Here is a 23,460-nt window from a genome sequence, read left to right on the forward strand (position 1 = left end):
GGCATCGATAAGTCGCGCGCGAGCAGGCGCAGGCGTCTGGTTAGGGTAGACAGACAGATCATGCTCAATCCGGTTTGCTTTTTTTCGCGCCTCGCGTAGATTCTCGCGAGATTCCGACCTAAGACCGATTCCCCGCCTTGGCGACCCCCTCCATCAAGCAGGTCAAGACTGCAGCCGGTGCATCCGCGCCGCTCATTCGCGCCGCGATCGTGAGCGATTTGAGCGCCTTGCTGCGCCTCGAAGAGGCGGCGTTCGAAACCGATCGCATCAATCGCCGCCAGTTTCGCTACCTCTTGACGCGCGGTCGGGCGCGCACCCTGGTCGCGCACGAGGGGGGTGTCTTGCTTGGCTATGTCCTGGTGCTCTTCAGTCGGGCGACCTCGGTCGCGCGGCTCTACTCCATCGCGGTCTCTGAGCAGGCGCGGGGGCGGGGCATCGGCCGGCTGTTGGTGGTGGCGGCCGAGCAGGCGGCCTGGGAGCAGGATCGCGCCTATATGCGCCTGGAGATCCGGCGCGACAATCTGGCCTCTCAGACGCTGTTCGAGCACGCGGGCTATCGCCGCTTCGGCGTGCTTTCGGACTACTACGAAGATCACATGGAGGCGCTGCGCTACGAGAAGCTGATTGCGCCCGGTTTGAAGCCCGAACTCAAGCGGGTGCCCTTCTACGAGCAGACGCTCGATTTCACCTGCGGCCCGTCCTCTCTCATGATGGCCATGCAGGCGCTAAAGCCCTCTCTGGTGCTGAGCCGGACGCTGGAGTTGCGCATCTGGCGCGAGTCCACGACCATCTTCATGACCTCCGGGCATGGCGGCTGCGGACCGCTCGGGTTGGCGCTGGCGGCCAATCGCCGCGGGTTCGACGTGGCGGTCTACGTGAGCGACAAGGGCGTGCTCCTGGTCGACTCGGTGCGCAGCCCCGAGAAGAAGGAGGTCATGCGCCTGGTCCATGAGGACATGCTCGCCGAGGCCGAGCAGCGCGGTATACCAGTCAACTACGAGACCCTGCGCATTGCCGATCTACAGGCACGCTGGGACGCCGGTGTCGTGCCGCTGGTGCTGATCAGCTCCTATCGGATCTATCAAGAGAAGTTTCCTCACTGGGTCGTGATCACCGGCTTCGACGAGCACTTCGTCTACGTCCACGACCCCTACGTCGACTATGAGAACGGAGAGACCACGCTGGACTCGATCGATATGCCCATTCAACGCGACGAATTCAGCCGCATGGCCCGCTATGGTCGGGTCGGGCTGCAGGCCGTCGTGCTCGTCTCCGAGCCTGCCGGGGTGTCCCCGCATGGCTGAGCATCTGCTACTGGTGGAGCAACAGGGGGACTGGAAGCCGGGCTATCCGCGACTTCCGGTGGTGACGGCGCGCGACTATCTCGCCGGCGGGGAGCTGGCAGCCAAGCGGGATCTGCGCGTCATCAATCTCTGCCGCAGCTACCGCTACCTCTCCTTGGGCTACTACTGCTCCTTGCTCGCCGAGGCGCGTGGACACAAAGTCATCCCTTCGGTCCGGACCATCCAGGAGCTCTCGAGCCGCGAGATCTACGAGCTGGCGACCGAGGAGCTCAATGCCCTGGCCCAGCGTCTGCTCGGGCGGCGCAAGACCACGGCGCTCGCCCCGACGGCCTACGAGCTGACCATCTGCTTCGGCCAATGCGACGTCAAGGAGCTGCAGCCGCTGGCGCGGCTCATCTTCGAGACCTTTCGCTGCCCCATCCTCAAGGTCGAGTTTCGTCTGCATGGCAGCTGGCGCATCGGGGCCATCAAGGCCCTGCCGATCACCTCCATCGGGGACGATGCCGACAGCCCGCTGTTCACGGCGCTCGAGGGCTATCTCTCCAAACGCTGGCGCCAGCCGCGCGCGCGTCTGTCCTACCGCTACGACCTCGCCATCCTGCACGATCCGGCCGAGGAGCTGCCGCCCTCGGACTCCAAGGCGCTGGCGCTCTTCGTCAAGGCTGGCAAGGCCCAGGGGGTCAACGTCGAACTCATCCAGCGCAAGGACTATGGCCGGCTGGCCGAGTACGACGCGCTCTTCATCCGCGAGACGACGCGCATTGGGCACCATACCTTCCGCTTCGCCAAGAAGGCGGATAGCGAGGGCATGGTGGTCATCGACGACCCGGAATCCATCATGCGCTGCACCAACAAGGTCTATCTGGCCGAGCTGCTGGCGGCGCACCGCATCCCACGGCCCAAGACCCTGGTGTTGCGCAAGGAGAATCTGATGGACGCCGAGGAGCAGATCGGCTACCCGATCGTGCTCAAGATCCCGGAGGGCTCCTTCTCGCGCGGTGTCTTCAAGGCGGAGGATCACAGCGGTCTGACCCGCATCGCCGCCAAGCTCTTCAAGGAATCCGATCTGATCCTGGCGCAGGAGTTTCTCTACACCCCGTTCGATTGGCGTATCGGCGTCCTCGGGCGCAAACCCTTCTATGCGTGCAAGTATCTGATGACGCGCGATCACTGGCAGATCGTCAAGCACGAGCTCGACGGTCGGCATGAAGAGGGCGGCTTCGAGACCCTGGCGGTCGCGGACGTGCCGCAGGCCGTGCTCAAGACCGCCTTGCGGGCGGCCGACCTCATCGGCGACGGCCTCTATGGGGTGGATCTCAAGGAGACGCCAGCCGGACCCGTGGTCATCGAGGTCAACGACAATCCCAGTCTGGATGCCGGTGTCGAGGACAAGGTGCTCGGCGACCAACTCTACGCGCGTCTGATCGGCGAGCTCGTCGAGCGGCTCGATCGGCGCCGAATCAGGAAGGCCTGAGCGCATGGCAGAAGGCTCCGCTCGCGGCCGCGCGGCCGTGGTCAACACGCCCGCGGACATTGCGGCCTCTCCTCTCGGCCGCTACCGCAGTCTGGTCGATGACTGGGACGCCTTCGTCGCGTCCTTGTGCCGCCCCTTGCCGGGCTGCGTCTGGGCGAATCCGACGCGGATCGGCGTCGACGCGCTCGCGGGGCTGCTGGCCGAGCAAGGGGTGGCAGCCGCGCCGGTGCCCGGTTTGCCCGGTGCGCTGGCCGTGCCGGCAAGCTTCCGCGCTGGACAGCAATGGTGGTACTGCGTCGGCTTGGCCCATGCCCAGGAGGTCGTGTCGCAAATCCCCGCGCTCCTGATGGACCTCGCCCCCGGTCAGCGGGTGCTGGATCTGTGCGCGGCACCGGGCGGCAAGACGGCACAGATGGCCTTCGCGCTCGGCAATCGCGGCACCCTGATCGCCAACGACCTCTCCTTCATGCGCATCAAGTCCCTGCAAGGCAATCTGGATCGGCTCGGTGTCGTCAATGTCACCACCACCTGCAGTGACGGCGCCAACTGGCCGAGCGCGAGCGGGCAGTTCGATCGCATCCTGGTGGACGCGCCCTGTTCGAGCGAGGGGACGCTCAGACGCAACGTCTCGCTGCTGCAGCGGCTCGACCACGCCAATTCGGAGCGGCTCGGACCCCGCCAACGCGCGCTGCTGCGCAAGGCCGTGCAGCGCTGCCGGCCGGGAGGGCGCATCCTCTATTCGACCTGCACCTTCGCCCCCGAGGAGAACGAGCTGGTGGTGGCGGACATCCTGGCGGAGCACCCTGGCGAGCTTCGCCTGATCGAGGTGAGCATCCCGGGCTTTCTGACCCAGCCGGGAATCACCGCCTGGGGCGACAAGACGCTGTCCCCGGAGCTGGCGCTCTGCCACCGCTTCTGGCCCCATCACAACGATACGGGTGGTTTCTTCATCGCCGTGTTGGAAAAGAGCCCCGCCTGCCTGGTGGAGCCGCAGCCGACGCAGGCCGTCGGCAGCGAGATCGGCAACGCTGAATGGCTCGCCGGGCTGGATGCCAAGTATGGTTTTGCCGAGGGCTACTGGGGCCAGTATCGGGTCAACCGCCAGACCCGGCGCGGACTGCATCTCATGGCGGCGGATCATGCCCCGCCCGCCGCCCCCAAGGCCGAAGGCAGTGGTCTGTTCTTTCATCGCACCAATGTCCGCCCGCCCAAACCCACGACGGCGGGGGCCTTGCTGGTCGGGCGAGATGCCACCCGCTTCAGGCTTGAGCTGACCGAGACCCAGCGCGACGCCTACATGCGCCGCGAGACCTTCGAGCCGACCCCCGAGCAGGCGAGCGCGATGCCTCGCGGCCAGATCATCGTCAGCTACCTTGGCTATGTGTTGGGTGTCGCCATCTTCCACCGCTCAGGTGTCATCGAGAGTCAGTTTCCGCGCCGCTGGAGCGGCTGTGCCGCTGGACCACAGGCCCCGGCAACCGCACGGGATCTGCCCGCGGATGCCTTAGGTTGATGGCGAGTGCAGTGTGTTGGAGCTGCCATCGCCGTTCGTTTTTCATCATTCGATCAGGAGGTTGTACGTGAGAAGGCACATGATCCGGAGCTTGTTGTTTCCGCTGCTGGCCTGTGTCTATGGAGCCCCTCTGTCCGCGCAATCCGCGCAGGAGCCGATCAAGCCGGAGCCGAGGCGCCCCGAGACCCCGCGCACGGAGTGGGCGATCGCGCCCGGGCAGGATGCGCTCGCGGGCGAGCAGTATCCGCAGGGGACGGTGTTGCAGCAGGGGACCCTGTTGCCGGCCGGGACCGTCTTGCCGGGCGGGGCCATCCTACCCGGCGCCGAGACCCCGCCCGATGGCTCGGCCGCCCCGACCTTGGCCCCAGCGCCGCGGAGCGCGGTCGATGTGGATGCGGCTAGTGGTGTGCCCTACATCAGCGGCGGCATCGGCGTCTCCGGGCGCGAGGAGATGGAGGAGGTCAAGTCCAGGTTCAATCTTCGGATGCTCTTCGCCGTGCAGGGGTCCGGCGCCTACCTGGCCGATGTCAAGGTCCGTATCGACGACGCGACAGGGCCGACGCTGCTCACGGCGGTGTCGCAGGGACCCTGGTTCTACGCCGATCTTGCGCCTGGCCGTTATGTGCTGCGGCTGGACAACGCCGGGCAGGAGCAAACCAAGGAGATCATCGTCCCCGAGCAGGGGGCCGTGGAGCAGTCCTTCTACTGGACGGATTGAGTCAGGCGCCGCTGAAGCCTTTCCCTGGTCACCAAGCCGCTTTCCGGCGAGCGGCCGGTCTCGCCGCCGAGGCGTCGTCGGTCGGCAAGTGACAGCCCAGGCGGCGGGGTCGAGCGGCAGGTTTGGCCGTGGAGCTGCCACGTCAGCATGTGCCTGATGGCTGTCAGGTCAACGCGCGGGGCGGACGGGCGCTCCGAGCTGATGAGTGGACTCGCCTCGATCGATCCCGGACCTCAGAGTTCATGATGGCGGACGGTACGATCTCCGAAATCATACACAAAAAGAAATTTTCGCATTTCGCTCTAGACGCCGCCCGATGGCAAGAAATCGACAACGAATGGCCTACACATGAGTAAAGTTGGAAGAAATGATCCCTGCCCCTGTGGCGGCGGCAAGAAATACAAGAAATGCTGCCTCGCGAAAGACGAGAAAAAGCATCTCGAAAATACAAGAAAAGATGATGTCGAGGCGTTGTTCGAAGACGAGCCCTTCGTCGATGACGCATTCGATGAGTCTGCTTTAATAGGAGATTTCGAGGAGTCGCCCGGAATCGACGTGGAGCCCTATGTCTCCAAGACCATCGACAAGGAGATGCCTGAGATCGGCGAGCAAGAGCAAGCCTTGGTCGATGCCTGGCGGTCCGAATACGATGGGATGATTGAGGATCCGGACCAGGTTCTCCGTCATCTGCACGCATTTTTCCAAGCTCACCCGGATCTCGTCGAAAACCTTGATGTGGACGAAGCCCTGTTCGAGCTGGGCGAAAAGCTTGTCAGACTCGACCGAACCGGCGACTACATCGAGCTCCTGAAGCATCTCCGCCAGACCTTTCCGGCGACCTATCTCAAGAGCTTCGCCTACTTCGATCGGGACATCATCGCCTACAGCATCATCGAGCAGGGCGCGGACGCCGACATCCATGCCTATCTGACGTGGTTCAAGGAATATCCGGATACCGATGCGGACTTCCTGTTCGGCGTGATCAATTTCCTCATGGTGACTGAGCGCGACGAGACGCTCATGGATCTCCTAGAAGCGATCTACGACCCCCTCATACGCTCATCCCAGGTCATTGGAGGGGACGAGGCACTGGACATCCTGGTCTATGCCTATTGCACGGACTATCTCGACAGCGGCGGTGATCGCGCCAATCCAGAGCCGCTGGTCGAGCGACTCAAGGCACTGCGGACTCCGCTGCTTGAGCAGTGGTACGACCCCAAGAGCCTGGAGACGACACTCGATCAGATCGCCGGGGACCTCGACGCGAGCTTCCTCGACAGCTTCCGCGCGACGAAGGATGTTGCCCAGTTCTACAACACCGCCACCCGCAACTTCATGGGATGGCTGCACAGAGAAAAGGGCTTCAGTTGGATGAAGGCCCAGTTCTACCGTCAGCAGGTGCTGAAGTACTTGTTGAGAAGCACTCCAAGCGGAAAGCGACCACGACAGCCATTCACCTTCACCAGGCAGCTCGTCGACCAAACCCTGGCCCGAAATGCCCAATTTCTCATCGCATTGGACCCAACGAAGGCACTGGGCTCGATCAACGCCATGTACTGGTTTGGCGAGTACCTCGCTCAACGCGACTTCATCTCCGTGGAGCTTGGCGCCGATTTGCAGCGCTGGTGCGAAGAGATGTGGGCATCGGCAAGCGATGGCCTTCGGCGGGAGGGCATCGAGGGCAAGGCGTTCAAGGTCTTTCCATCTTGAGCGACTCGCTGGCGATGGTCTTGGACCATGGACGCTTGGGCAAGGATGCCGCACTGGATATGCGTGCATCCAGAAGCGGATAGTCATCGCGATAGATATAGGCCGGCGCCGGCGACTTGATCGTCTCGGGGGGGGGGGCAGGTTCTTGACGCCGGTCCGCAAGGTTACCGTGAAATAGCAAACCTCTCGTGGCACCCGCTCCGCGGTGCCACGCGACCGCCATCGTTTCATTTCCCGGGGTGCTACCACTCCTGCATGCTCGTTAGGGTAGCCATGGGCCTGAAACGGCGTCGGCGGAAAGGCTGCGCAATGAGTCGCGTGAGTCGTTCGGCATGCCCGCCATCCGCCGTCGGACGGCCTCCTAGACGAAGGTCTGTAGCGCGCGCCTGAGCAAGGGCGCCAAAGCCGTGCGGTCCAGTTCAGGATGGTTGATCGCCCTTACCGAGAGGCCATCGAAGAGCGCCATGATGAGCTCCGTCTCCGCGACATCGGACGCGCGCTGGGTGCCGCGCTCGCGGCTCGCGCGGCTGATCACCTCAAGGAGTCGCTCGCGCTTGATGCGGTCGGCACGACGCACGCTGGCTGCGACGCGCGGGTTGCGGGCCGCCTCGGCCAGGATCTCCAGCTCCAGCGCGGCGTTGTCCAGATCGGTCTTCTCGTCCAGCCCCGCGTCGACCCGGTCGAGCAGCGCCTGGAAGACGTCCTCAGCGCTCGCGAACTGCCGCACCATCTCCAATGACTGCTCCAGCTTGCGCTCGACCAGCGCGGCGATGATGGCCTCCTTGTTCTCGAAGAAGTGATAGATGTGTCCTGGGCTCATGCCGGACGCCTCGGCCAGCTTCGCAACGCTCGTGCCATGGAAGCCGTGTCGGGCGAAGCAGCTGGCCGCTGCTTCCAGAATCTGGGTGCGTCTGACCTGACAGCGGGGCGACTCGCTTTCTGGGTGATCTGGCATCCTGGCTTCCTCCTCTCGCAGCCGGTCTGGGTTGGGGCGCTTGCCGCAGAGCGCTCCCGCGGGTCTTGTTGTTGGGTGATCTTGGCTTGACGCGCACAGTCAGGCTGTTTAGGCTCGCGCCATTGTCTAGAATGAACGTTCACTCTTTATTTTTCCAGCCTGAGGTGATCATGACTGCAGACTCCCGGCGGCCAGCGATGGTGGCCCTGCTCCCAGTCGCTGCCGTGCTGCTGCTGGCCGGCTGCGACGCGCCCAAGCAGACGGCGGGCCCCGGCGGCGGCGGGATGCCGACGCCAGAGGTCGGTATCGTGACCGTCGAGGCGCGCCCCACCACCCTGGTCAGCGAGCTGCCCGGGCGCACGACGCCCTATCGCATTGCCGAGGTGCGTCCTCAGGTGGGTGGCATCATCCGCGACCGCCTGTTCAAGGAGGGCGGTCAGATCGAGATCGGTCAGGTGCTCTATCAGATCGATCCGGCGGTCTATCAAGCGACCTTCGATAGCGCACAAGCCGCGCTGGCCAGGTCCAAGGCGACCCTGGAGCGTGCCCGGCTCAAGGCCAAACGCTACGCGAATCTGGTCAAGGCGAATGCCGTGAGCCAGGAGGACTTCGACGACGCCGAGGCGGCGCTGAAAGAGGCCGCCGCGAGCGTCGCCGTTGACGAGGCGGATCTCGCCAGTGCGCGCATCAACCTGGAATACACCCGCGTGACCTCGCCCATTGCCGGGCGGATCGGCCGCTCCGCGGTCACGCAGGGGGCGCTGGTCACCGCGAATCAAGAGCTGGCGCTGGCGACCGTCCAGCAGCTCGATCCCATCTATGTCGACCTGACCCAATCGAGCGCCCAGATCCTGCGCCTGAGACAGGCCTTGCAGGACGGCGGGCTGCAGCGTCCCGCGGGCGAGCAGCCCAAGGTGACGCTGGTTCTGGAGGACGGCAGCGCCTATCCGCTCGAGGGGCGCCTGGAGTTCTCCGAGGTCACCGTCGATCCGGGCACGGGGGCCGTGACCCTGCGCGCGAGCTTCCCCAACCCGGACCATGTCCTGCTCCCCGGCATGTTCGTGCGCGCAACGGTGGAGGAGGGCGTGCGGCCCGATGCCGTCCTGGTGCCTCAGCAGGGCGTGCAGCGTGATCGTCGCGGCAATCCCATCGCCATGGTTCTGAACCAGGCTGGGGAGGTCGAGGAACGTGCGCTGCAGACGACCAGGACCATGGGCGATCGTTGGCTGATCGACTCCGGGCTTGCCGCGGGGGATCGCCTGATCGTCGAGGGAACGCAGAAAGTTAAAGCCGGGGCGAAGGCCAAGGCGGTGGATGTCGGCGGCAAGTTCGGCGAGTCCGCCGCGTCCTCCGCTTCCGCACAGCCGGACCGCGCCATCGGCCAGCTCGACAAGGCGCACTGAGCTACCTGAGGAACGCCCATCATGGCTCGCTTTTTCATCGACCGCCCCGTGTTTGCCTGGGTCATCGCCATCGTCATCATGCTGGCAGGCGTCCTGTCCATCCTCTCGCTGCCGGTTTCTCAATACCCAAGCATCGCGCCGCCAGCCATCGCCATCACGGCGACCTATCCGGGTGCCTCTGCGCAGACGGTGCAGGATTCCGTGACCCAGGTCATCGAGCAGCAGATGAACGGGCTCGACGGGCTGCGCTACATGTCCTCGACCAGCGAGTCGACCGGCATGGCGACCATCACCCTGACCTTCAACAACGGCGTCGACCCCGACATCGCGCAGATGCAGGTGCAGAACAAGCTGCAGGTCGCCACGGCCCTGCTGCCATCCCAGGTTCAGCAGCAGGGCATCCAGGTCGCCAAGTCCGTGCGCAACTTTCTCATGGTGGTGGCCTTCGTCTCGCGCGACGGCCGCCTGAGCGGTGCCGATCTCGGTGACTATGCCGCCAGCCTGGTCAAGGACAGCATCAGCCGCGTGCCGGGCGTCGGCGAGATCACGCTGTTCGAGGCACAGTACGCCATGCGGATCTGGCTCGATCCTAACCGGCTCAATCAATACGGCCTGACGCCCGCGGACGTGACGGCCGCCATCGAGGCCGAGAACGCCCAGGTCTCGGCGGGCGAGCTGGGCAGCATTCCGGCGCTGCCGGGTCAGGAGATCACCGCGACGGTCAATGTGCAGAGCCGTCTCAACACCCCCGATGCCTTCGGCGGCATCCGGCTGCGCACCCAGGCGGACGGCTCGACCGTGCTGTTGCGCGACGTCGCCAGGATCGCGCTCGGGAGCGAGAGCTACACCAAGGCCGCGCGCCACAACGGCAAACCGGCGGCGGGCATGGCCATCCGGCTCGCCACGGGTGCCAACGCCCTGCAGACCTCGGACGCGGTCAAACGCAAGATCGAGGAGCTCTCGGCCTTCTTCCCGGCGGGGATGGAGGCGGTCTATCCCTACGACACCACGCCCTTCGTGCGCATCTCCATCACCGAGGTCGTCAAGACCTTGCTGGAGGCGGTCGTCCTGGTGTTCGTGGTCATGTACGTCTTTCTGCAGAACTTCCGCGCGACCCTCATTCCGGCCATCGCCGTGCCGGTCGTCCTGCTCGGGACCTTCGGCGTGCTGGCGGCCTTCGGTTTCTCCATCAATACCCTGACGCTGTTCGCCATGGTGCTCGCCATCGGCCTGCTGGTGGATGATGCCATCGTGGTGGTGGAGAACGTCGAGCGCGTCATGCGCGAGGAGGGGCTGCCCGCCAAGGAGGCGACCCGCCGCTCCATGGATCAGATCACCAGCGCCCTGATCGGCATCGCCCTGGTGCTCTCCGCCGTCTTCATTCCGATGGCGTTTTTTGGCGGATCGACTGGCGTCATCTACCGCCAGTTCTCCATCACCATCGTCTCGGCCATGCTGTTGTCGGTCCTGGTGGCCCTGACGCTGAGCCCGGCGCTGACCGCGACCCTGCTCAAGCCGATCCCGCACGGCCCCCGGCGCGGCTTCTTCGGCTGGTTCAATCGCAATTTTCAGCGCTCGGTCGGACTCTACGAGAAGGGCGTTGGCGGCATCATCAGGGGCCGCTGGTTCTTCGTGGGCGTTTACGCGGTCTTGCTCGCGACGCTCTGGGGGCTGCACGAGCGCATGCCGACCGCTTTCCTGCCGGACGAGGACCAGGGCATCCTCATCATGCAGGCCGTGCTGCCCTCGGGGGCGAGCCGCGAGCGGACGCTGGAGGTCCTTGAACAGGTCGAGGACTACTTCCGTGAGAATGAAAAGGAGACGGTGCAGGAGCTGATCACGGTTGCCGGCTTCAGCTTCTCCGGCCAGGGTCAGAACATGGCGATCGGCTTCGTTCGGTTGAAGGACTGGAGTCTGCGCCAACGTCCAGACCTGCGTGTCGGCGCGGTCGCCGGACGGGCGATGCGGGCGTTCTCGCAGATTCGCGATGCCCGCGTCTTCGCCTTCCCGCCGCCCGCGGTGATCGAGCTGGGCACCGCCTCCGGCTGGGACATCCAGCTGCAGGACCGCGCCGGCCTGGGTCACGAGACGCTGATGGCCGCGCGCGGCCAGTTGCTCGGGATGGCCATGCAGAACCCCAAGCTCGCCGCCGTGCGCCCCAATGGCCGCGAGGATGAGCCCCAGCTTCAGGTCGAGGTCGACCGCACCAAGGCTGGTGCGTTGGGCCTGTCGCTCGCGGACATCAATCGCACCCTCTCGATCGCCTGGGGCAGCGCCTATGTCGACGACTTCGTCCATGAGGGCCGTGTCAAGAAGGTCTACCTGCAGGCGGACGCCCCCTACCGCATGCAGCCGGAGGACCTGGACGACTGGTACGTGCGCAACGACAAGGACGAGATGGTCCCCTTCTCGGCCTTCGCCTCGGCGCGCTGGACCTATGGCTCTCCGCGGCTGGAGCGCTACAACGGCCTGCCGTCGTCCGAGATCCTGGGTCAGGCGGCGCCGGGGATCAGCTCGGGCGAGGCGATGGCGGTGGTTCAGGAGCTGGCCTCCAAGCTGCCCAAGGGCATCGGGCTGGAGTGGACCGGGCTCTCGTTCGAAGAGCGCGCGGCCGGGGCTCAGGCGCCGGCGCTCTATGCGCTCTCGGCCCTGGTGGTCTTCCTCGCGTTGGCGGCGCTCTACGAGAGCTGGTCGGTGCCCTTCTCGGTGATGCTGGTCGTGCCGCTCGGCGTGCTGGGCGCCGTGGTGGCGGCGTCGAGCCGGGGCCTGCCCAGCGATATCTACTTCCAGGTCGGTTTGCTGGCCACCATCGGCCTCTCGGCGAAGAACGCCATCCTCATCGTCGAGTTCGCCAAGACGCTTCAGGAGCAGGGCAAGGATGCCGTCTCCGCGGCGCTGGAAGCGGCACGGATGCGGATTCGGCCCATCGTCATGACCTCGCTGGCCTTCGGCTTCGGTGTCCTGCCGCTGGCGATCAGCACTGGCGCGGGTTCTGGCGGGCGGAACGCCATTGGGACCGGGGTGCTGGGCGGGGTGGTTGCCGCGAGCCTCCTGGGCGTCCTCTTCGTGCCGCTCTTTTTCGTGCTCATCCGGGGGCGGATCAAGTCCGCCAAAGCAGCCAGCGCCGAGCCCCGGTCGGCCGAGACGTCCGTCTGAGCCCAGGATCGGGTGCGTGCGACAGCCCTGCTGCTGTCGCGCGCCATGGCGCATGGAAGAGCCTCAGCTGGTCGGGCGTGGATCGCACTAAACCGCTCATGCGGCCCTATCCTTGTCCTGTGTTTCGCACTTTGCGTGCTCCGTCATAGCTTTTGCCGAGCATCCCGTCTTTAATTCGCAAAGATTCTCAGCCCGGATCAGCTTGCAAGGAGTCGAGGAATGGAGGTTTTCATTGGTAATTTGCCCGCAAGAGCGACCCTTTTAGAACTCACCAGCTTTCTGGAGGGGGTCGAGCTTCGACCGGACTTTCAGTGCCACGAAGGTCGCGACCGCAACGATCGAAACTATCACTACTTTGTCGCGCGCATTCCGGATCATGAGGCGGGACGCGCCCTGATCAGACGGTTGAACGGCTTGTTCTTCCGCGGTCAGGCGATCGAGGCGCGCGAGTACCGGCCCCGCGCACCCTGCTCGGACTGGCAAGGGGAGGAGCGGCGCGTCAATGTCGGTTGAGTCCGCGTATCGCCGAGTGTGACGGACCAGACCGTGCGCCGGTCTGTCCGTCACTGCAGATCTATCGGCTCGATCCTCGGATAGGTACGTAGGCGGATGGCCTGTCGCCGGCCGCCCAGGATGGTCACGCCAAAGGTGCTCCGCTCTGCGGTGCGGTGAGTCTCTCTGCGCTCAGCCCTAGTGCCGGCGCTGAGGCTTTAGGACGCCTCAGACGCCCTTGTCGAATTCCGCCTCGGCGCTGGCCTGAAGCTGCAGACGCTGCAGGAGGTGGATGTGCCGGATGATGGCCTCGCGGTCCGCCTCCCTGATGTGCGCGAACTCCAGTGCGGTCGACTTGCAGGCTTGGTCGACTCGGCAGCGCACGACGCGGGCCAGCACCCGAATGTGACAGCGGTCTGGGAACAGGGTCAGTCGCAGCTCGACGAGCGCGTCGGTCGCCAGGTCGTCGCCCCCATCGAAGCTGAGTCCCTGGGCGCTGAGGTTGGCCAGGGTGTTCGGGGCCGCGGAGAAACCGTTCTCGTCGCCGATCGCCAGCGCGAGCATGTCGATCTGCTTTTCCAGCATGCGCACATAGGCGGACACCGTGGGGAATTTGTAGTCCAGGCTGCGCCGCTGGGGCAGGTGCAGATCCCGCAGCGCACGCAGCTCGTTTGCGAGGCTGGCGTGCGATCGCTCGTCAGCGAAGCTGGTGATCGCCTGCTCTTCCTCCTCCGCGGGGATCGGCCTCACCATGAGCCCTACCTCATCGTCAATGCGAAAGTAGCGGCGTCTTTCCTGCGCTTTCCTTTCCTGCTCCCTCAGGGAGCGATCGCATTCCTCAGTCATCTGCTGCCTCAGTCATCTGGCGTTTGCCTCCCCTGCGGTTTCAGCGGCGGGATCCGTGACATTCTCCAGCAAGGTCTGTGCGCTGCGATCGCCTAGGACGATGATCTCCACCCGCCGGTTCATGACGCGGCCCTCCGCGGTGTCGTTCGACTCCAGCGGACGGTTCTCGCCATAGGCGCGGATCTCGATCCGTTCCGGATCGACGCTGCCCAGCTCTGTCATGGTGTGCGCCACGGCGGCGGCCCGGGCGGCGGACAGGACCCAGTTGGAGGGGAACTCCAAGGTCTCGATGGGGATGTCGTCGGTGTGTCCGGCAATGATGATCTTGCCGTCGACCTGATTGAGCGCATCGCCGATCTTGGTCAGCACCGCGCGGAAGGCCGCGCTGACCTGGGCCGAGGCGGAGGCGAAGGAGCCCTTTTCTCGGATACGGATGATGACCTGATCGTCGATGGTGCTGATCTCCAGCAGACCCTCCTTGATCTCCTTCTTGAGGGCCTCCCTGAGTTCTTCGGCCTTCTCCTGGGCATCCGCCGCCGCCGCGTCCTCGACCTTGAGGTTCTGCTTCATCTCATCCATGCTCTCTTGGCGGATCTCGTTGATCAGCGTGGGCTCAGGCTGCGCCGGGGAGAACTCCTGGGCGATGATGCTGGTGCCCTTGGGGACATCCATCGCCGACTTGATCTCGCGCTGAACGCCGAAGGCGACCTTCATGGAACCCGCGATCTGTTTGAACTTCAGCACGTCCATCTCGGAGAAGGACAGCAGCAGCACGAAGAAGCACATCATCAGCGACATGAGGTCGGCGAAGGTCATGACCCATTCCGGCGCACCTGCGGGCGGACATTCCTGCTCATCGCATTCGTTTTCTTCCACGGCGTCAACTCCGCTCAGTGGTCGCGTGAATCATCAGTCCTTGCCCGAGCCCTGCCTCTGGCTTTCCGGTAGGTAGGTCATGAGGAGTTGCTCGAGGACACGTGGATTCAAGCCTTCTTGAATCCCGGAAATCGATTCTAGAATCAGCGTTTTGGCAAGCTTTTCCTCGTTGCTCCTGAGTTTGAGCTTCTCGGCGATGGGGGTGGCGAAGGCATTGGCGATGACCGCGCCATAGAGGGTGGTCAGCAGCGCCACGGCCATCGCGGGGCCGATGCTCTTCGGATCCGACATGTTGGAGAGCATCTGCACCAGACCGATGAGTGTTCCGATCATGCCCATCGCGGGCGCGACCTCCGCCGTGGACTTGAAGACACTGTAACCGGCCTCCTGGCGTTGGATGGTGAGATTGATGTCTTTGCTCAGGACCTTGGAGACGACGTCAGGTGGATGCCCGTCGATGCAGAGACTGATTCCCGTCTGCAGGAAGGGATGCGAGATCTCCTTGCCTTCCAGGGCGAGCAATCCCTCCCGGCGAGCGACATTGGCCAGTGCCACCGCTTCCTCGATCAAACTCGTCGGGGGGGTGCTCTTGTGCAGGAAGGCGCCGAGCGCGACCTTGAAGCTGCCGAGGAATTGTCCGAACGTGGTTCGGAACAAGACGACGAAGGCCGTGCCGCCGATGACGATGACGATCGAGGGGACGTCGAGGAAGACCATGATATCGCCGCCGAGCACGATGGCGCCGATCATGACGCCCATGGCACCAACCAGTCCGAGTAGGGTTGCCAGATCCAATGCTGCATCTCCCTCTGTCTCAGTCGCTCGGTCTGCTGACCGCCGCAGTGGTGTCGATTAGTATGTGACTCGGTCTCGGCGCCCTGGCGGCCGCTGAACCGAACACCCGTCATTCTCAACCCACATACCGGGCAAAGCTAGAGCGACGACTGAGCGATTCTCAAAAGGGTGAACCCTTTATCACTACGCAGATGACAGCCTTTCCCGAACTCTTCTCCTACCGCAAGCACTGGGCGCATAAATTCGGCACGGCACCCGAGCTGCCGATCTCCCGCGCCGAGATGGATCTGCTCGGCTGGGATGCCTGCGACATCATCATCGTGACCGGCGATGCCTACGTGGATCACCCCTCGTTCGGCATGGCCGTGGTCGGCCGTCTGCTGGAAGCTCAGGGCTTTCGGGTCGGGATCATCGATCAGCCGGACTGGACCTCGGCGGCGGACTTCCAGCGTCTCGGCCGGCCGAATCTCTTCTTCGGCATCACGGCGGGCAACATGGACTCCATGGTCAACCGCTATACCGCCGACCGGCGTCTGCGCTCCGACGACGCCTACACCCCGGATGCCGCGCCCGGACGACGCCCCGACCGCTCCGTGACCGTCTACGCCCAGCGCGCGCGCGAGGCCTACAAGGGCGTGCCCGTCGTCATCGGCGGGATCGAGGCAAGCCTGCGGCGCATCGCGCACTTCGACTATTGGTCCGAAAAGGTGCGGCGTTCGATCCTGATGGATTCCAAGGCGGATCTGCTGATCTTCGGCAACGCCGAGCGCGCGCTGGTCGAGGTGGCGCATCGGCTGGCGCGCGGGGAGCCGATCTCGGACATTCGCGACCTGCGCGGGACGGCCTTCCTGCGCCGCGATCGGCCCGAGGGCTGGACCCTGATCGACTCGAGCCAGATCGATCAGCCCGGACCGCTGGCCGTTTACAACGATCCCTACGAGACGGACCCCGCCTGCGACAACCGGCCGGAAGTGGCGCTGCTGCATGGGCCACCGCCGCGCAGCGACCGCGCGACAACAGTCGTGCGGCTGCCGTCCTACGAGCAGGTGCGCGACGACCCCGTCCTCTACGCGCATGCCTCGCGTGTCTTCCATCTGGAGACCAATCCGGGCAACGCGCGCGCGCTGGTGCAGGCGCACGGCGATCGAGACGTCTGGCTGAATCCGCCGCCCATCCCGCTCACTAGCGAGGAGCTGGACTGGATCTATGAGCTGCCCTTCACCCGCAAGCCGCATTCGCGCTACGAGGGTGCCCGCCTGCCAGCCTGGGAGATGATCCGCCACTCCATCAACATCCTGCGCGGCTGCTTCGGAGGGTGCACCTTCTGCTCCATCACCGAGCACGAGGGGCGCATCATTCAGAACCGCTCTGAGTCGTCCATCCTGCGCGAGATCGGCGATGTCCGCGACCGCGCCCCCGGCTTCACCGGGACCATCTCCGACCTCGGCGGGCCGACCGCCAACATGTGGCGCATGGCCTGCAAGGACCGGCGCATCGAGGCCGCCTGCCGCAAGCTCTCCTGCGTCTACCCGGACATCTGCCGCAATCTCAACACCGACCACGAGCCGCTCATCCGCCTCTACCGCAAGGCACGCGCCGTGCCCGGCATCAAGCGCATCCTCATCGCCTCCGGGCTGCGCTACGATCTGGCCGTTCGCTCACCGGCCTATATCCGCGAGCTGGTGACTCATCACGTCGGCGGCTACCTCAAGATCGCCCCCGAGCACACCGAGCCGGGTCCGCTCAGCAAGATGATGAAGCCCGGCATCGGCGCCTACGATCGCTTCAAGACCTTGTTCGACCGCTACTCCAAGGAAGCCGGCAAAGAGCAGTACCTCATTCCCTATTTCATCTCCGCCCATCCGGGAACGACCGACCAGGACATGCTCAACCTGGCGCTCTGGCTCAAGCGCAACGGCTTTCGCCTCGACCAGGTGCAGGCCTTCCTGCCGACCCCGCTCGCCATCGCCTCCGCCATGTATCACACGGGGCGCAACCCGCTGAAGCGGGTGACGCGGACCTCCGAGCAGATGTCCGTCGTGCGCGGTCAACGCCAGCGTCGCCTGCAGAAGGCCCTGCTGCGCTATCACGATCCGGAGAACTGGCCGCTGCTGCGCCAAGCCCTGAAGGACATGGGGCGTACGGATCTCATCGGGAATGGCAAGCGCCATCTGGTGCCGAGCTTTCAGCCGGCCGGGACTGGAGGCGCGCCGGAGGGACGGCGGGGGGCGGGCAAGCGGCCGGCTGCTGAAGCCCCGCGTCCGCGACCGTCAGCTGGCGGGCGCGGCAGCGGACCCAGGCGCCGCAAATAGGCGCTTGCTTGATTGCGCGACACCCTGTCGCGTGCTCATGATCGACGAGGCGCCTCTCGGCGCTCTGCGCCAATTGGCCAAGACGAGCGGTACACCGCGGACGCTTGCGCCAGACGACCGTATTGCGCCGGATGTCAGTCAGCCGGGATCAATGAAAGCGCCGGAAGAGCGCCTCGAAATCCAGGCTCACCGGGCATCTGAGCTCCTCGAAGGCGAAGCGTTCGTGCGTGCACTCGGCGACTTTCTGAAAGTGCTTGCCGGTATGGCGATAGATCCGTGCCAAGAGCGCATCCGGGTAGACGAGGACGTAGTATCCGACCCTCGCGTCCTCATATTCGCGCAGTTTCAGCCCTTCATCGCGCTTGGCGGTGGACGGGCTGAGCACCTCCAGGATGAGGTCGGGCGTCTTCGAGATATATCTTGGGTTCTCGTCATTGCAAACCAGCGCGACGTCCGGCCTCAGCACGGTGTCCGAGCGAATGACCCAATCGGTCTCCAGCAGAACGTCGCAGTCGGTGCATGCCTCGCTCTCGCCCAGCAGCTGCTTGCCAATGGCCAGCGTCAGCTTCTGATGCAGCTTCACCGGCGCTGGAGCCATCGCATAGGGGATGCCGTGAATCAGCTCCCAATCGCCGCTCCATTGCCGGTAGTCCTCCTCGCTGTAGTGCGGCAGATCGTCGTGCCGCAGCCCCATGGCTATTCACCCCGCCGCCAGAAGAGGCAGGTTCCAGGCGCGTCGTCCGCGATGAAGCCGTAGTAGCGGCCCATCCAATAGGCCATGAGATAGTCGACGCCGCCGTAGACCTGGTTCGGCGTGCCTGCGTCCTGAAGCTTCCAGGGGTGACGCTCCCAGACGAAGGTGCTCGGCACCCGCTCGTCTACATTCACTGCGACGGCAGAGATTCCGGGGCAGCTGCTGCTTTGAGAATAGATGCCGCTGAGATCGCGCGGCTCCGAGCGGTTTGGGGCTGAAGGGAAGCGCGCGAGCTGGTCGGCGTGGAAGTCGGCGACGAATTGGACGTTGTCCTCCGCTGGCGCCTGTGAGGCATAGATGAAGGCGAAGAAGACGTTCTTGTCGTCCTTCACCGACGCCCACATGGCGTCGCGCAGCACCTCGCGCTGCAGCCGGCCCTTGCGAACCGGGTCGGTCTCCAGCCGGATCCAGCTGTAGAGCGGCATGAAGCCGATGTTCAGGCCGAAGTAGCCGTCGGCACAGCTATTGGTATTCCGCCAGCGTGCCGCGATGTCCATCCACTCATCGGCGTGCGCCGCATAGTGCTGGGCGATTGCCTGCCGGCGCGCCGCGTATTCCGGAACGCCCTCGGTGACCTGCAGCGCGATGTTGAACATGGCGCCGAGCTGGATCGCCTGGGTCGGCTGGTAGAGGTTGGGGAAGGCGCTGAAGCCCGGCAGTTGCCGGACGAGGTCCGCGGCATTGGGGAGGAAGAAGAGCACGCCTTCACCTGCGGCCTCGAAGGGGCTCAGCTGCAGCGTCAGGGCCGGCGTGCCTCCTCCGGGGGAGTCCGCCGTGCTGAAGACGGCATAGGGAATCCTGACGTTGCGGTTGCTCACGGAATTGCCGATGATCACCTTCACCGGGCGGCTTTCGCTGCGCATCAGCTGTTCGACGAACTCGACCACGTCCTGCCGGATAAGCTCGCGCAGCGCCGGGCTGCGGGTCGCCTCATAGGCGAACGAGTAACCCAGCATCACCCCTTGATACTGATCCCGGCTGATATTGCCCCGCCAGTGCCAGAGCTGGTTCTCATAGAGCACGTCCCTATGCACTTCTGGTTCGTCGGCGCTGAGGATCGCCTGAATCGGGGCCGGGCTGTCTGCCGGTGCCGCATAGCGTGCCAGATATCCGGGATCACCTGGGATGTTCCACCACCGGTGCAGCGTGCGGATCGTCTCATCCATCCAGCGTGCGGCGTCGGGTGCCCCCGTGGCCATGGCGTGGAGGGCCTCTGTCGCCAGATAGGTTCCTGTCCAGATGGCGGAATCGCGCTTGCCGCCATAGTAGAGCGGCTCGCTCAGGGTAGCGTCCGCGAACTGGGTGGCCATCACGCCGCCGGCTGGCATCATCCAGTCGTGAAGCCAGCTCGTGTAATCTCGGGCGAGGTTGTGCATGGCATCCGGGCCGTCGGCGGGCGGCGAGGGCGTCCAGCGGTTTCCCGCCGAATCCCAGAGTTCGCAGTTGCCCCGCGCGGCGCTGGCGCCGAGCAGGCAGGTATCGGCGCAGGGCGCGACGGTGGCCGCCTGAGTGACGGCCGATGTCAGCCCGATGAAGAGTGCGACGCAGCAATGCCGTATCATTTGGAATCCTCCACTGTCTGGGCGAGATCGTGAGCGGGTCGGGGCGGGCGGTTGGCGAGGCCCCGTGCCGGTTGGTCCGCTCGTTGGTGAGTCGGCGCGCGGGGTCAGAGTATACAGCGCCCTCGGCTTGCTGCCCCGCTCTGACATCCACGTCCTTTTCAGGTCGAATCAGCTCTCGTGACCACTGCGCCTAGGACCATTGCCGTCGACCTGACGCCCCTGCTGCCCGGCGGAGACAACGGGGGTGCGCGCATCTTCGTCCTCGAATTGCTGAAACACCTAGCGGAGGTCGCCCCGCGCGCGCACTTCATCTTGCTGACGCAGGCGGCCTCTCATGATCAGCTCGCGGAGCTCGAGCGCGCCAATGTGACACGTCGGATGGTCCTCGGGCCGCTCGTCGGCAATGCCTTGCGCCCGCGCCTCATGGCGCTCGCCGGCGCGGCGTTGCCGGTGATGCCGACAGCCCTTAGAGGCCTGCTCAGCCGCCTTGGTTACGCGGTCAATGCCGCGCTCAAGCGCGGCGGATCGCGCCGTCGCTTGCGGGATCTGGGCGTGGAGCTGCTGTTCTGCCCCTTTACGGCACCCACCTATTGGGAGCCAGGCGTCGCCACGGTCTGCACTCTCTATGACCTCCAATTCAGGCTCTATCCCGAGTTCTTCGCGGCTGAAGATCTCGCCAATCGCGAGCGCTCGTTCGCGGAGGCCAGCCGGCGTGCCTCGCTGCTCGTCGCGATTTCTGACTACGCGCGCGCCACCGCGATCGCGCATGGCGACCTCGATCCCGCGCGCGTGCGAACCGTCCCGCTGCGGATGGCGCTCAGGCTTGCGCAGGCGTCGGGGGATCCCGGAATGTCTCTCCCCGCACTCGGCCTCGAGCCCGGCGGCTACCTCTTGTACCCGGCGAACTTTTGGGCGCACAAGAACCACGAACGCCTGCTCCTGGGTTTCCAGGCCGCCCGGCGAAAGGGTCTTGCCGATCACATCAAGCTCGTCTGTACCGGCGCGCCTGGTGCGGGCATGGAGCGTGTCCGCGGGTGCCTCGCCGCGCTGCGGCTCGAGCGCCATGTCTGTCTTCCCGGCTATGTATCGGATGCAGATCTCGCTATGCTAGTCAGGCATGCGGTCGGTGTGGTCTTTCCCTCGCTCTACGAGGGCTTTGGGCTGCCGGTCCTCGAGGCGATGACCGCTGAGGTGCCTGTCGCCTGCAGTCGCTGCACCGCCTTGCCCGAGGTGGCGGGCGACGCCGCGATCTACTTCGACCCCCAGGCGCCGGCCGATATCGCGCGGGCCATCTGCCTTCTGACGGGCGATGAGCGAGAGCGCGCGGCTCTCGTTCGACGCGGCCGCGAGCGGGCGGTGCAGTATGGTGATGTGCGTCAGATGGCGCTCGACTATTGGGGCGTTTTCCAAGAAGCGATGTCCGGCAGCTGAGCATTCCGCTGTCGCGCGAGGCACCCCACAGAACTCCCAACGGATATAGGACTCGTGACGAGAACAGCATTTATCACAGGCATTACGGGGCAGGACGGCTCCTACCTGACCGAACTGCTTCTGGAGCAGGGGTACGAGGTGCACGGCTCCGTGCGGCGCACCAGTACGCTCGAGCGGAGCCGGCTGGCGCATCTCTATGCCGATCCGGACATCTACAACCAGCGGCTGTTTCTGCACTACGCCGATCTGGACGATCCGACCACGCTCAGGCGTATCCTCCATCGCGTGCAGCCCCAGGAACTCTACCACCTTGCGGGACAGAGTCACGTGGGTCTGAGCTTCGAGATCCCCGAGACGACCTGCGAGTTCACCGCGATGGGCACGTTGCGCCTGCTTGAGATCCTGCGTGATCTGCCCGAGCCGCCGCGTTTCTTCCACGCGACATCCAGCGAGATGTTCGGTCGGCCCGCGCAGAGTCCGCAAACCGAGAGCACGCCGCTCGCGCCGATCAACCCCTATGGGTGCGCCAAGGCCTTCGCCACCCAGATGGTCCGCGTCTACCGCGACAGTCACGGCCTCTTCATGGTCAACGGCATTCTCTACAATCATGAATCGCCGCGCCGCGGGGAGAACTTCGTCACCCGCAAGATCTGTCACGCGGCCGCCGCGATCAAGCTGAAGCAGCAGAAGGAGCTGTCGCTTGGGGATACCAGTGCGCAACGCGACTGGGGCCACGCGCGCGACTATGTGCGTGGGATGTGGTTGGCGCTTTCGCATGCCGTGCCAGGTGACTATGTCTTTGCGACTGGCAAGGTTCACAGCGTGCAAGATGTGATCGAGACCGCCTTCGCGGCCGTCGATCTGGATTGGCGTGACTACGTCCGATTCGATTCGCACTTCCTGCGCCCATCGGAGCCGCTTCATTTGGTCGGTGATGCCAGCAAAGCCAAGGCCGAGCTTGGCTGGTCTCCGACGACATCCTTCGCGGATTTGATCCGGGAAATGACCCAGGCGGAGCTTGGCGCACTCTCACTGAAAGAACCCCAAGGAAACGCTTGACCATGTCGAATCAAAAGACGGCTCTCATTACGGGTGTCACTGGGCAGGATGGGGCCTATCTGACGGAGCTGCTGCTCGATAAGGGCTACGTCGTGCATGGCATCAAGCGTCGGACCTCGCTGTTCAATACCGATCGGATCGATCACCTCTACCAGGATCCGCACGAATCCGATCGCCGTTTCGTGCTGCACCATGGCGACCTGACCGATTCGAGCAGTCTGATCCGTATCATCCAGCAGACTCAGCCTGACGAGATCTACAACTTAGCCGCGCAGAGTCATGTCGCCGTCTCCTTCGAGGAGCCTGAGTACACGGCCAACTCGGACGCGCTCGGGGCGCTACGGATCCTCGAAGCCATCCGTATTCTCGGGCTTGAGCGAAAGACGCGCTTCTACCAGGCATCGACCTCCGAACTCTACGGTCTCGTTCAGGAGGTTCCGCAGACGGAGACGACACCCTTCTACCCGCGCAGCCCCTATGCCGTCGCCAAGCTCTACGCCTACTGGATCACCGTGAACTATCGGGAGGCCTATGGGATCTACGCCTGCAACGGGATCCTGTTCAACCACGAGTCGCCCATCCGCGGCGAGACCTTCGTAACGCGCAAGATCACGCGCGCGCTGGCCCGAATCAAACTGGGCCTGCAGGAGTGTCTCTACCTCGGCAACCTCGACGCCAAACGCGACTGGGGGCATGCGCGGGACTACGTGGAGATGCAGTGGCTCATGCTCCAGCAGGAGCGCCCGGAGGATTTCGTGATTGCCACCGGGAGACAATACAGCGTGCGCGATTTCGTGGATGCGGCGGCGCGCGAGCTTGGGATGACGATCACCTGGTCCGGTGCTGGCGTTGACGAGAGCGGTAGCGATGCCGATGGGCGGGTGATCGTGCGGGTCGATCCGCGTTATTTCCGGCCGACCGAGGTCGAAACGCTGCTAGGAGACCCCACCAAGGCAAGGGAAAAGCTCGGTTGGGTGCCTCGCACCAGCTTCGAGGAGCTGGTTTGCGAGATGGTGCGAGAAGACCTCAAGGCGGCGGAGCGCGATGAGCTGGTGAAGCAGCATGGCTTCAAGACGCTTGACCGCCATGAGTGACTCGCA

Annotated in this window: 18 protein-coding genes and 1 pseudogene; 13 read left to right on the forward strand and 6 right to left on the reverse strand. The window is 64.7% G+C overall.

All coding sequences use genetic code 11. The features are described from left to right. Positions 1-137: 137 nt before the first annotated feature. The 6 genes and pseudogenes from CKO23_RS04925 (at position 138) to CKO23_RS04945 (ending at position 6,719) form a co-directional block, all read left to right on the forward strand. A complete protein-coding gene (locus CKO23_RS04925; RefSeq protein WP_242482216.1) occupies positions 138-1,304 on the forward strand; it encodes a GNAT family N-acetyltransferase/peptidase C39 family protein in 1,167 nt (388 codons plus the stop codon). Beyond that, a complete protein-coding gene (locus CKO23_RS04930; RefSeq protein WP_200328667.1) occupies positions 1,297-2,778 on the forward strand; it encodes a RimK family protein in 1,482 nt (493 codons plus the stop codon). The genes CKO23_RS04925 and CKO23_RS04930 overlap by 8 nt, the downstream gene beginning before the upstream one ends. A gap of 4 nt (positions 2,779-2,782) precedes the next feature. Then, a complete protein-coding gene (locus CKO23_RS04935) occupies positions 2,783-4,291 on the forward strand; it encodes an RsmB/NOP family class I SAM-dependent RNA methyltransferase (protein WP_200328669.1) in 1,509 nt (502 codons plus the stop codon). 79 nt (positions 4,292-4,370) lie between these two features. After that, on the forward strand, positions 4,371-5,009 hold the full coding sequence (locus CKO23_RS04940; RefSeq protein ID WP_200328671.1) for a carboxypeptidase regulatory-like domain-containing protein: 639 nt from the start codon (positions 4,371-4,373) through the stop codon (positions 5,007-5,009). Between the two features lie 348 nt (positions 5,010-5,357). Then, positions 5,358-5,426 (forward strand): annotated as a pseudogene (locus CKO23_RS25460) (SEC-C metal-binding domain-containing protein); the annotation flags it as partial. Positions 5,427-5,480: 54 nt separating this feature from the next. Next, the gene (locus tag CKO23_RS04945) at positions 5,481-6,719 is read left to right on the forward strand and encodes a hypothetical protein (RefSeq protein ID WP_242482231.1); all 1,239 of its coding nucleotides are present in this window, start codon (positions 5,481-5,483) and stop codon (positions 6,717-6,719) included. A 361-nt stretch (positions 6,720-7,080) separates the two neighbouring features. Here CKO23_RS04945 and CKO23_RS04950 read toward each other — a convergent pair whose 3' ends face one another. Next, positions 7,081-7,674, reverse strand: coding sequence for a TetR/AcrR family transcriptional regulator (locus tag CKO23_RS04950; RefSeq protein ID WP_200328674.1), 594 nt, complete (start codon positions 7,672-7,674; stop codon positions 7,081-7,083). Positions 7,675-7,844: 170 nt separating this feature from the next. On the opposite strand from CKO23_RS04950, the gene CKO23_RS04955 reads away from it, so the two are divergent. From CKO23_RS04955 to CKO23_RS04965, 3 genes are all read left to right on the forward strand, one after another. Then, entirely contained in the window at positions 7,845-9,077 is a 1,233-nt protein-coding gene (locus CKO23_RS04955) for an efflux RND transporter periplasmic adaptor subunit (protein WP_200328676.1), read from the forward strand. Positions 9,078-9,098: 21 nt separating this feature from the next. After that, a complete protein-coding gene (locus CKO23_RS04960) occupies positions 9,099-12,233 on the forward strand; it encodes an efflux RND transporter permease subunit (RefSeq protein WP_200328678.1) in 3,135 nt (1,044 codons plus the stop codon). A gap of 219 nt (positions 12,234-12,452) precedes the next feature. Beyond that, positions 12,453-12,746 (forward strand): RNA-binding protein, encoded by a 294-nt coding sequence (locus CKO23_RS04965; RefSeq protein WP_200328680.1) that lies wholly within the window; start codon positions 12,453-12,455, stop codon positions 12,744-12,746. 207 nt (positions 12,747-12,953) lie between these two features. On the opposite strand, the gene CKO23_RS04970 is transcribed toward CKO23_RS04965, so the two are convergent. The 3 genes from CKO23_RS04970 to pomA form a co-directional block, all read right to left on the reverse strand. Continuing rightward, positions 12,954-13,478 (reverse strand): PilZ domain-containing protein, encoded by a 525-nt coding sequence (locus tag CKO23_RS04970; protein ID WP_242482217.1) that lies wholly within the window; start codon positions 13,476-13,478, stop codon positions 12,954-12,956. A gap of 105 nt (positions 13,479-13,583) precedes the next feature. After that, positions 13,584-14,447: a flagellar motor protein MotB gene (locus tag CKO23_RS04975; RefSeq protein WP_346014568.1), complete on the reverse strand. Its 864-nt coding sequence runs from the start codon at positions 14,445-14,447 to the stop codon at positions 13,584-13,586. Between the two features lie 33 nt (positions 14,448-14,480). Next, positions 14,481-15,242, reverse strand: coding sequence for a flagellar motor protein PomA (gene pomA, locus CKO23_RS04980; RefSeq protein WP_200328684.1), 762 nt, complete (start codon positions 15,240-15,242; stop codon positions 14,481-14,483). A gap of 191 nt (positions 15,243-15,433) precedes the next feature. Here pomA and CKO23_RS04985 point away from each other — a divergent pair, with 191 nt between their 5' ends. Further along, entirely contained in the window at positions 15,434-17,554 is a 2,121-nt protein-coding gene (locus CKO23_RS04985; protein WP_200328686.1) for a YgiQ family radical SAM protein, read from the forward strand. A 148-nt stretch (positions 17,555-17,702) separates the two neighbouring features. Here the strand turns inward: CKO23_RS04985 and CKO23_RS04990 are convergent, their stop codons facing one another. Both CKO23_RS04990 and CKO23_RS04995 read right to left on the reverse strand, forming a co-directional pair. Further along, positions 17,703-18,248 carry a Uma2 family endonuclease gene (locus tag CKO23_RS04990; protein ID WP_200328688.1) on the reverse strand — a complete coding sequence of 182 codons (546 nt, stop codon included), beginning with the start codon at positions 18,246-18,248 and terminating at the stop codon, positions 17,703-17,705. A gap of 2 nt (positions 18,249-18,250) precedes the next feature. Further along, the gene (locus CKO23_RS04995; RefSeq protein ID WP_200328690.1) at positions 18,251-19,870 is read right to left on the reverse strand and encodes a hypothetical protein; all 1,620 of its coding nucleotides are present in this window, start codon (positions 19,868-19,870) and stop codon (positions 18,251-18,253) included. A 177-nt stretch (positions 19,871-20,047) separates the two neighbouring features. Between CKO23_RS04995 and CKO23_RS05000 the strand changes: the two genes are divergently transcribed. Genes CKO23_RS05000 through gmd form a run of 3 tightly spaced genes read left to right on the forward strand, consistent with a single transcriptional unit; the run spans position 20,048 to position 23,454 of the window. After that, positions 20,048-21,301 carry a glycosyltransferase family 4 protein gene (locus CKO23_RS05000; RefSeq protein WP_346014569.1) on the forward strand — a complete coding sequence of 418 codons (1,254 nt, stop codon included), beginning with the start codon at positions 20,048-20,050 and terminating at the stop codon, positions 21,299-21,301. A 54-nt stretch (positions 21,302-21,355) separates the two neighbouring features. Then, positions 21,356-22,360: a GDP-mannose 4,6-dehydratase gene (locus tag CKO23_RS05005; protein WP_200328692.1), complete on the forward strand. Its 1,005-nt coding sequence runs from the start codon at positions 21,356-21,358 to the stop codon at positions 22,358-22,360. 2 nt (positions 22,361-22,362) lie between these two features. Further along, positions 22,363-23,454, forward strand: a complete 1,092-nt coding sequence (gene gmd / locus CKO23_RS05010) for a GDP-mannose 4,6-dehydratase (protein WP_200328694.1) — start codon at positions 22,363-22,365, stop codon at positions 23,452-23,454. The last annotated feature ends 6 nt before the right edge of the window (positions 23,455-23,460 follow it).

The sequence above is a fragment of the Thiocystis violacea genome, from assembly GCF_016583565.1.
Classification (GTDB): domain Bacteria; phylum Pseudomonadota; class Gammaproteobacteria; order Chromatiales; family Chromatiaceae; genus Thiorhodococcus; species Thiorhodococcus violaceus_A.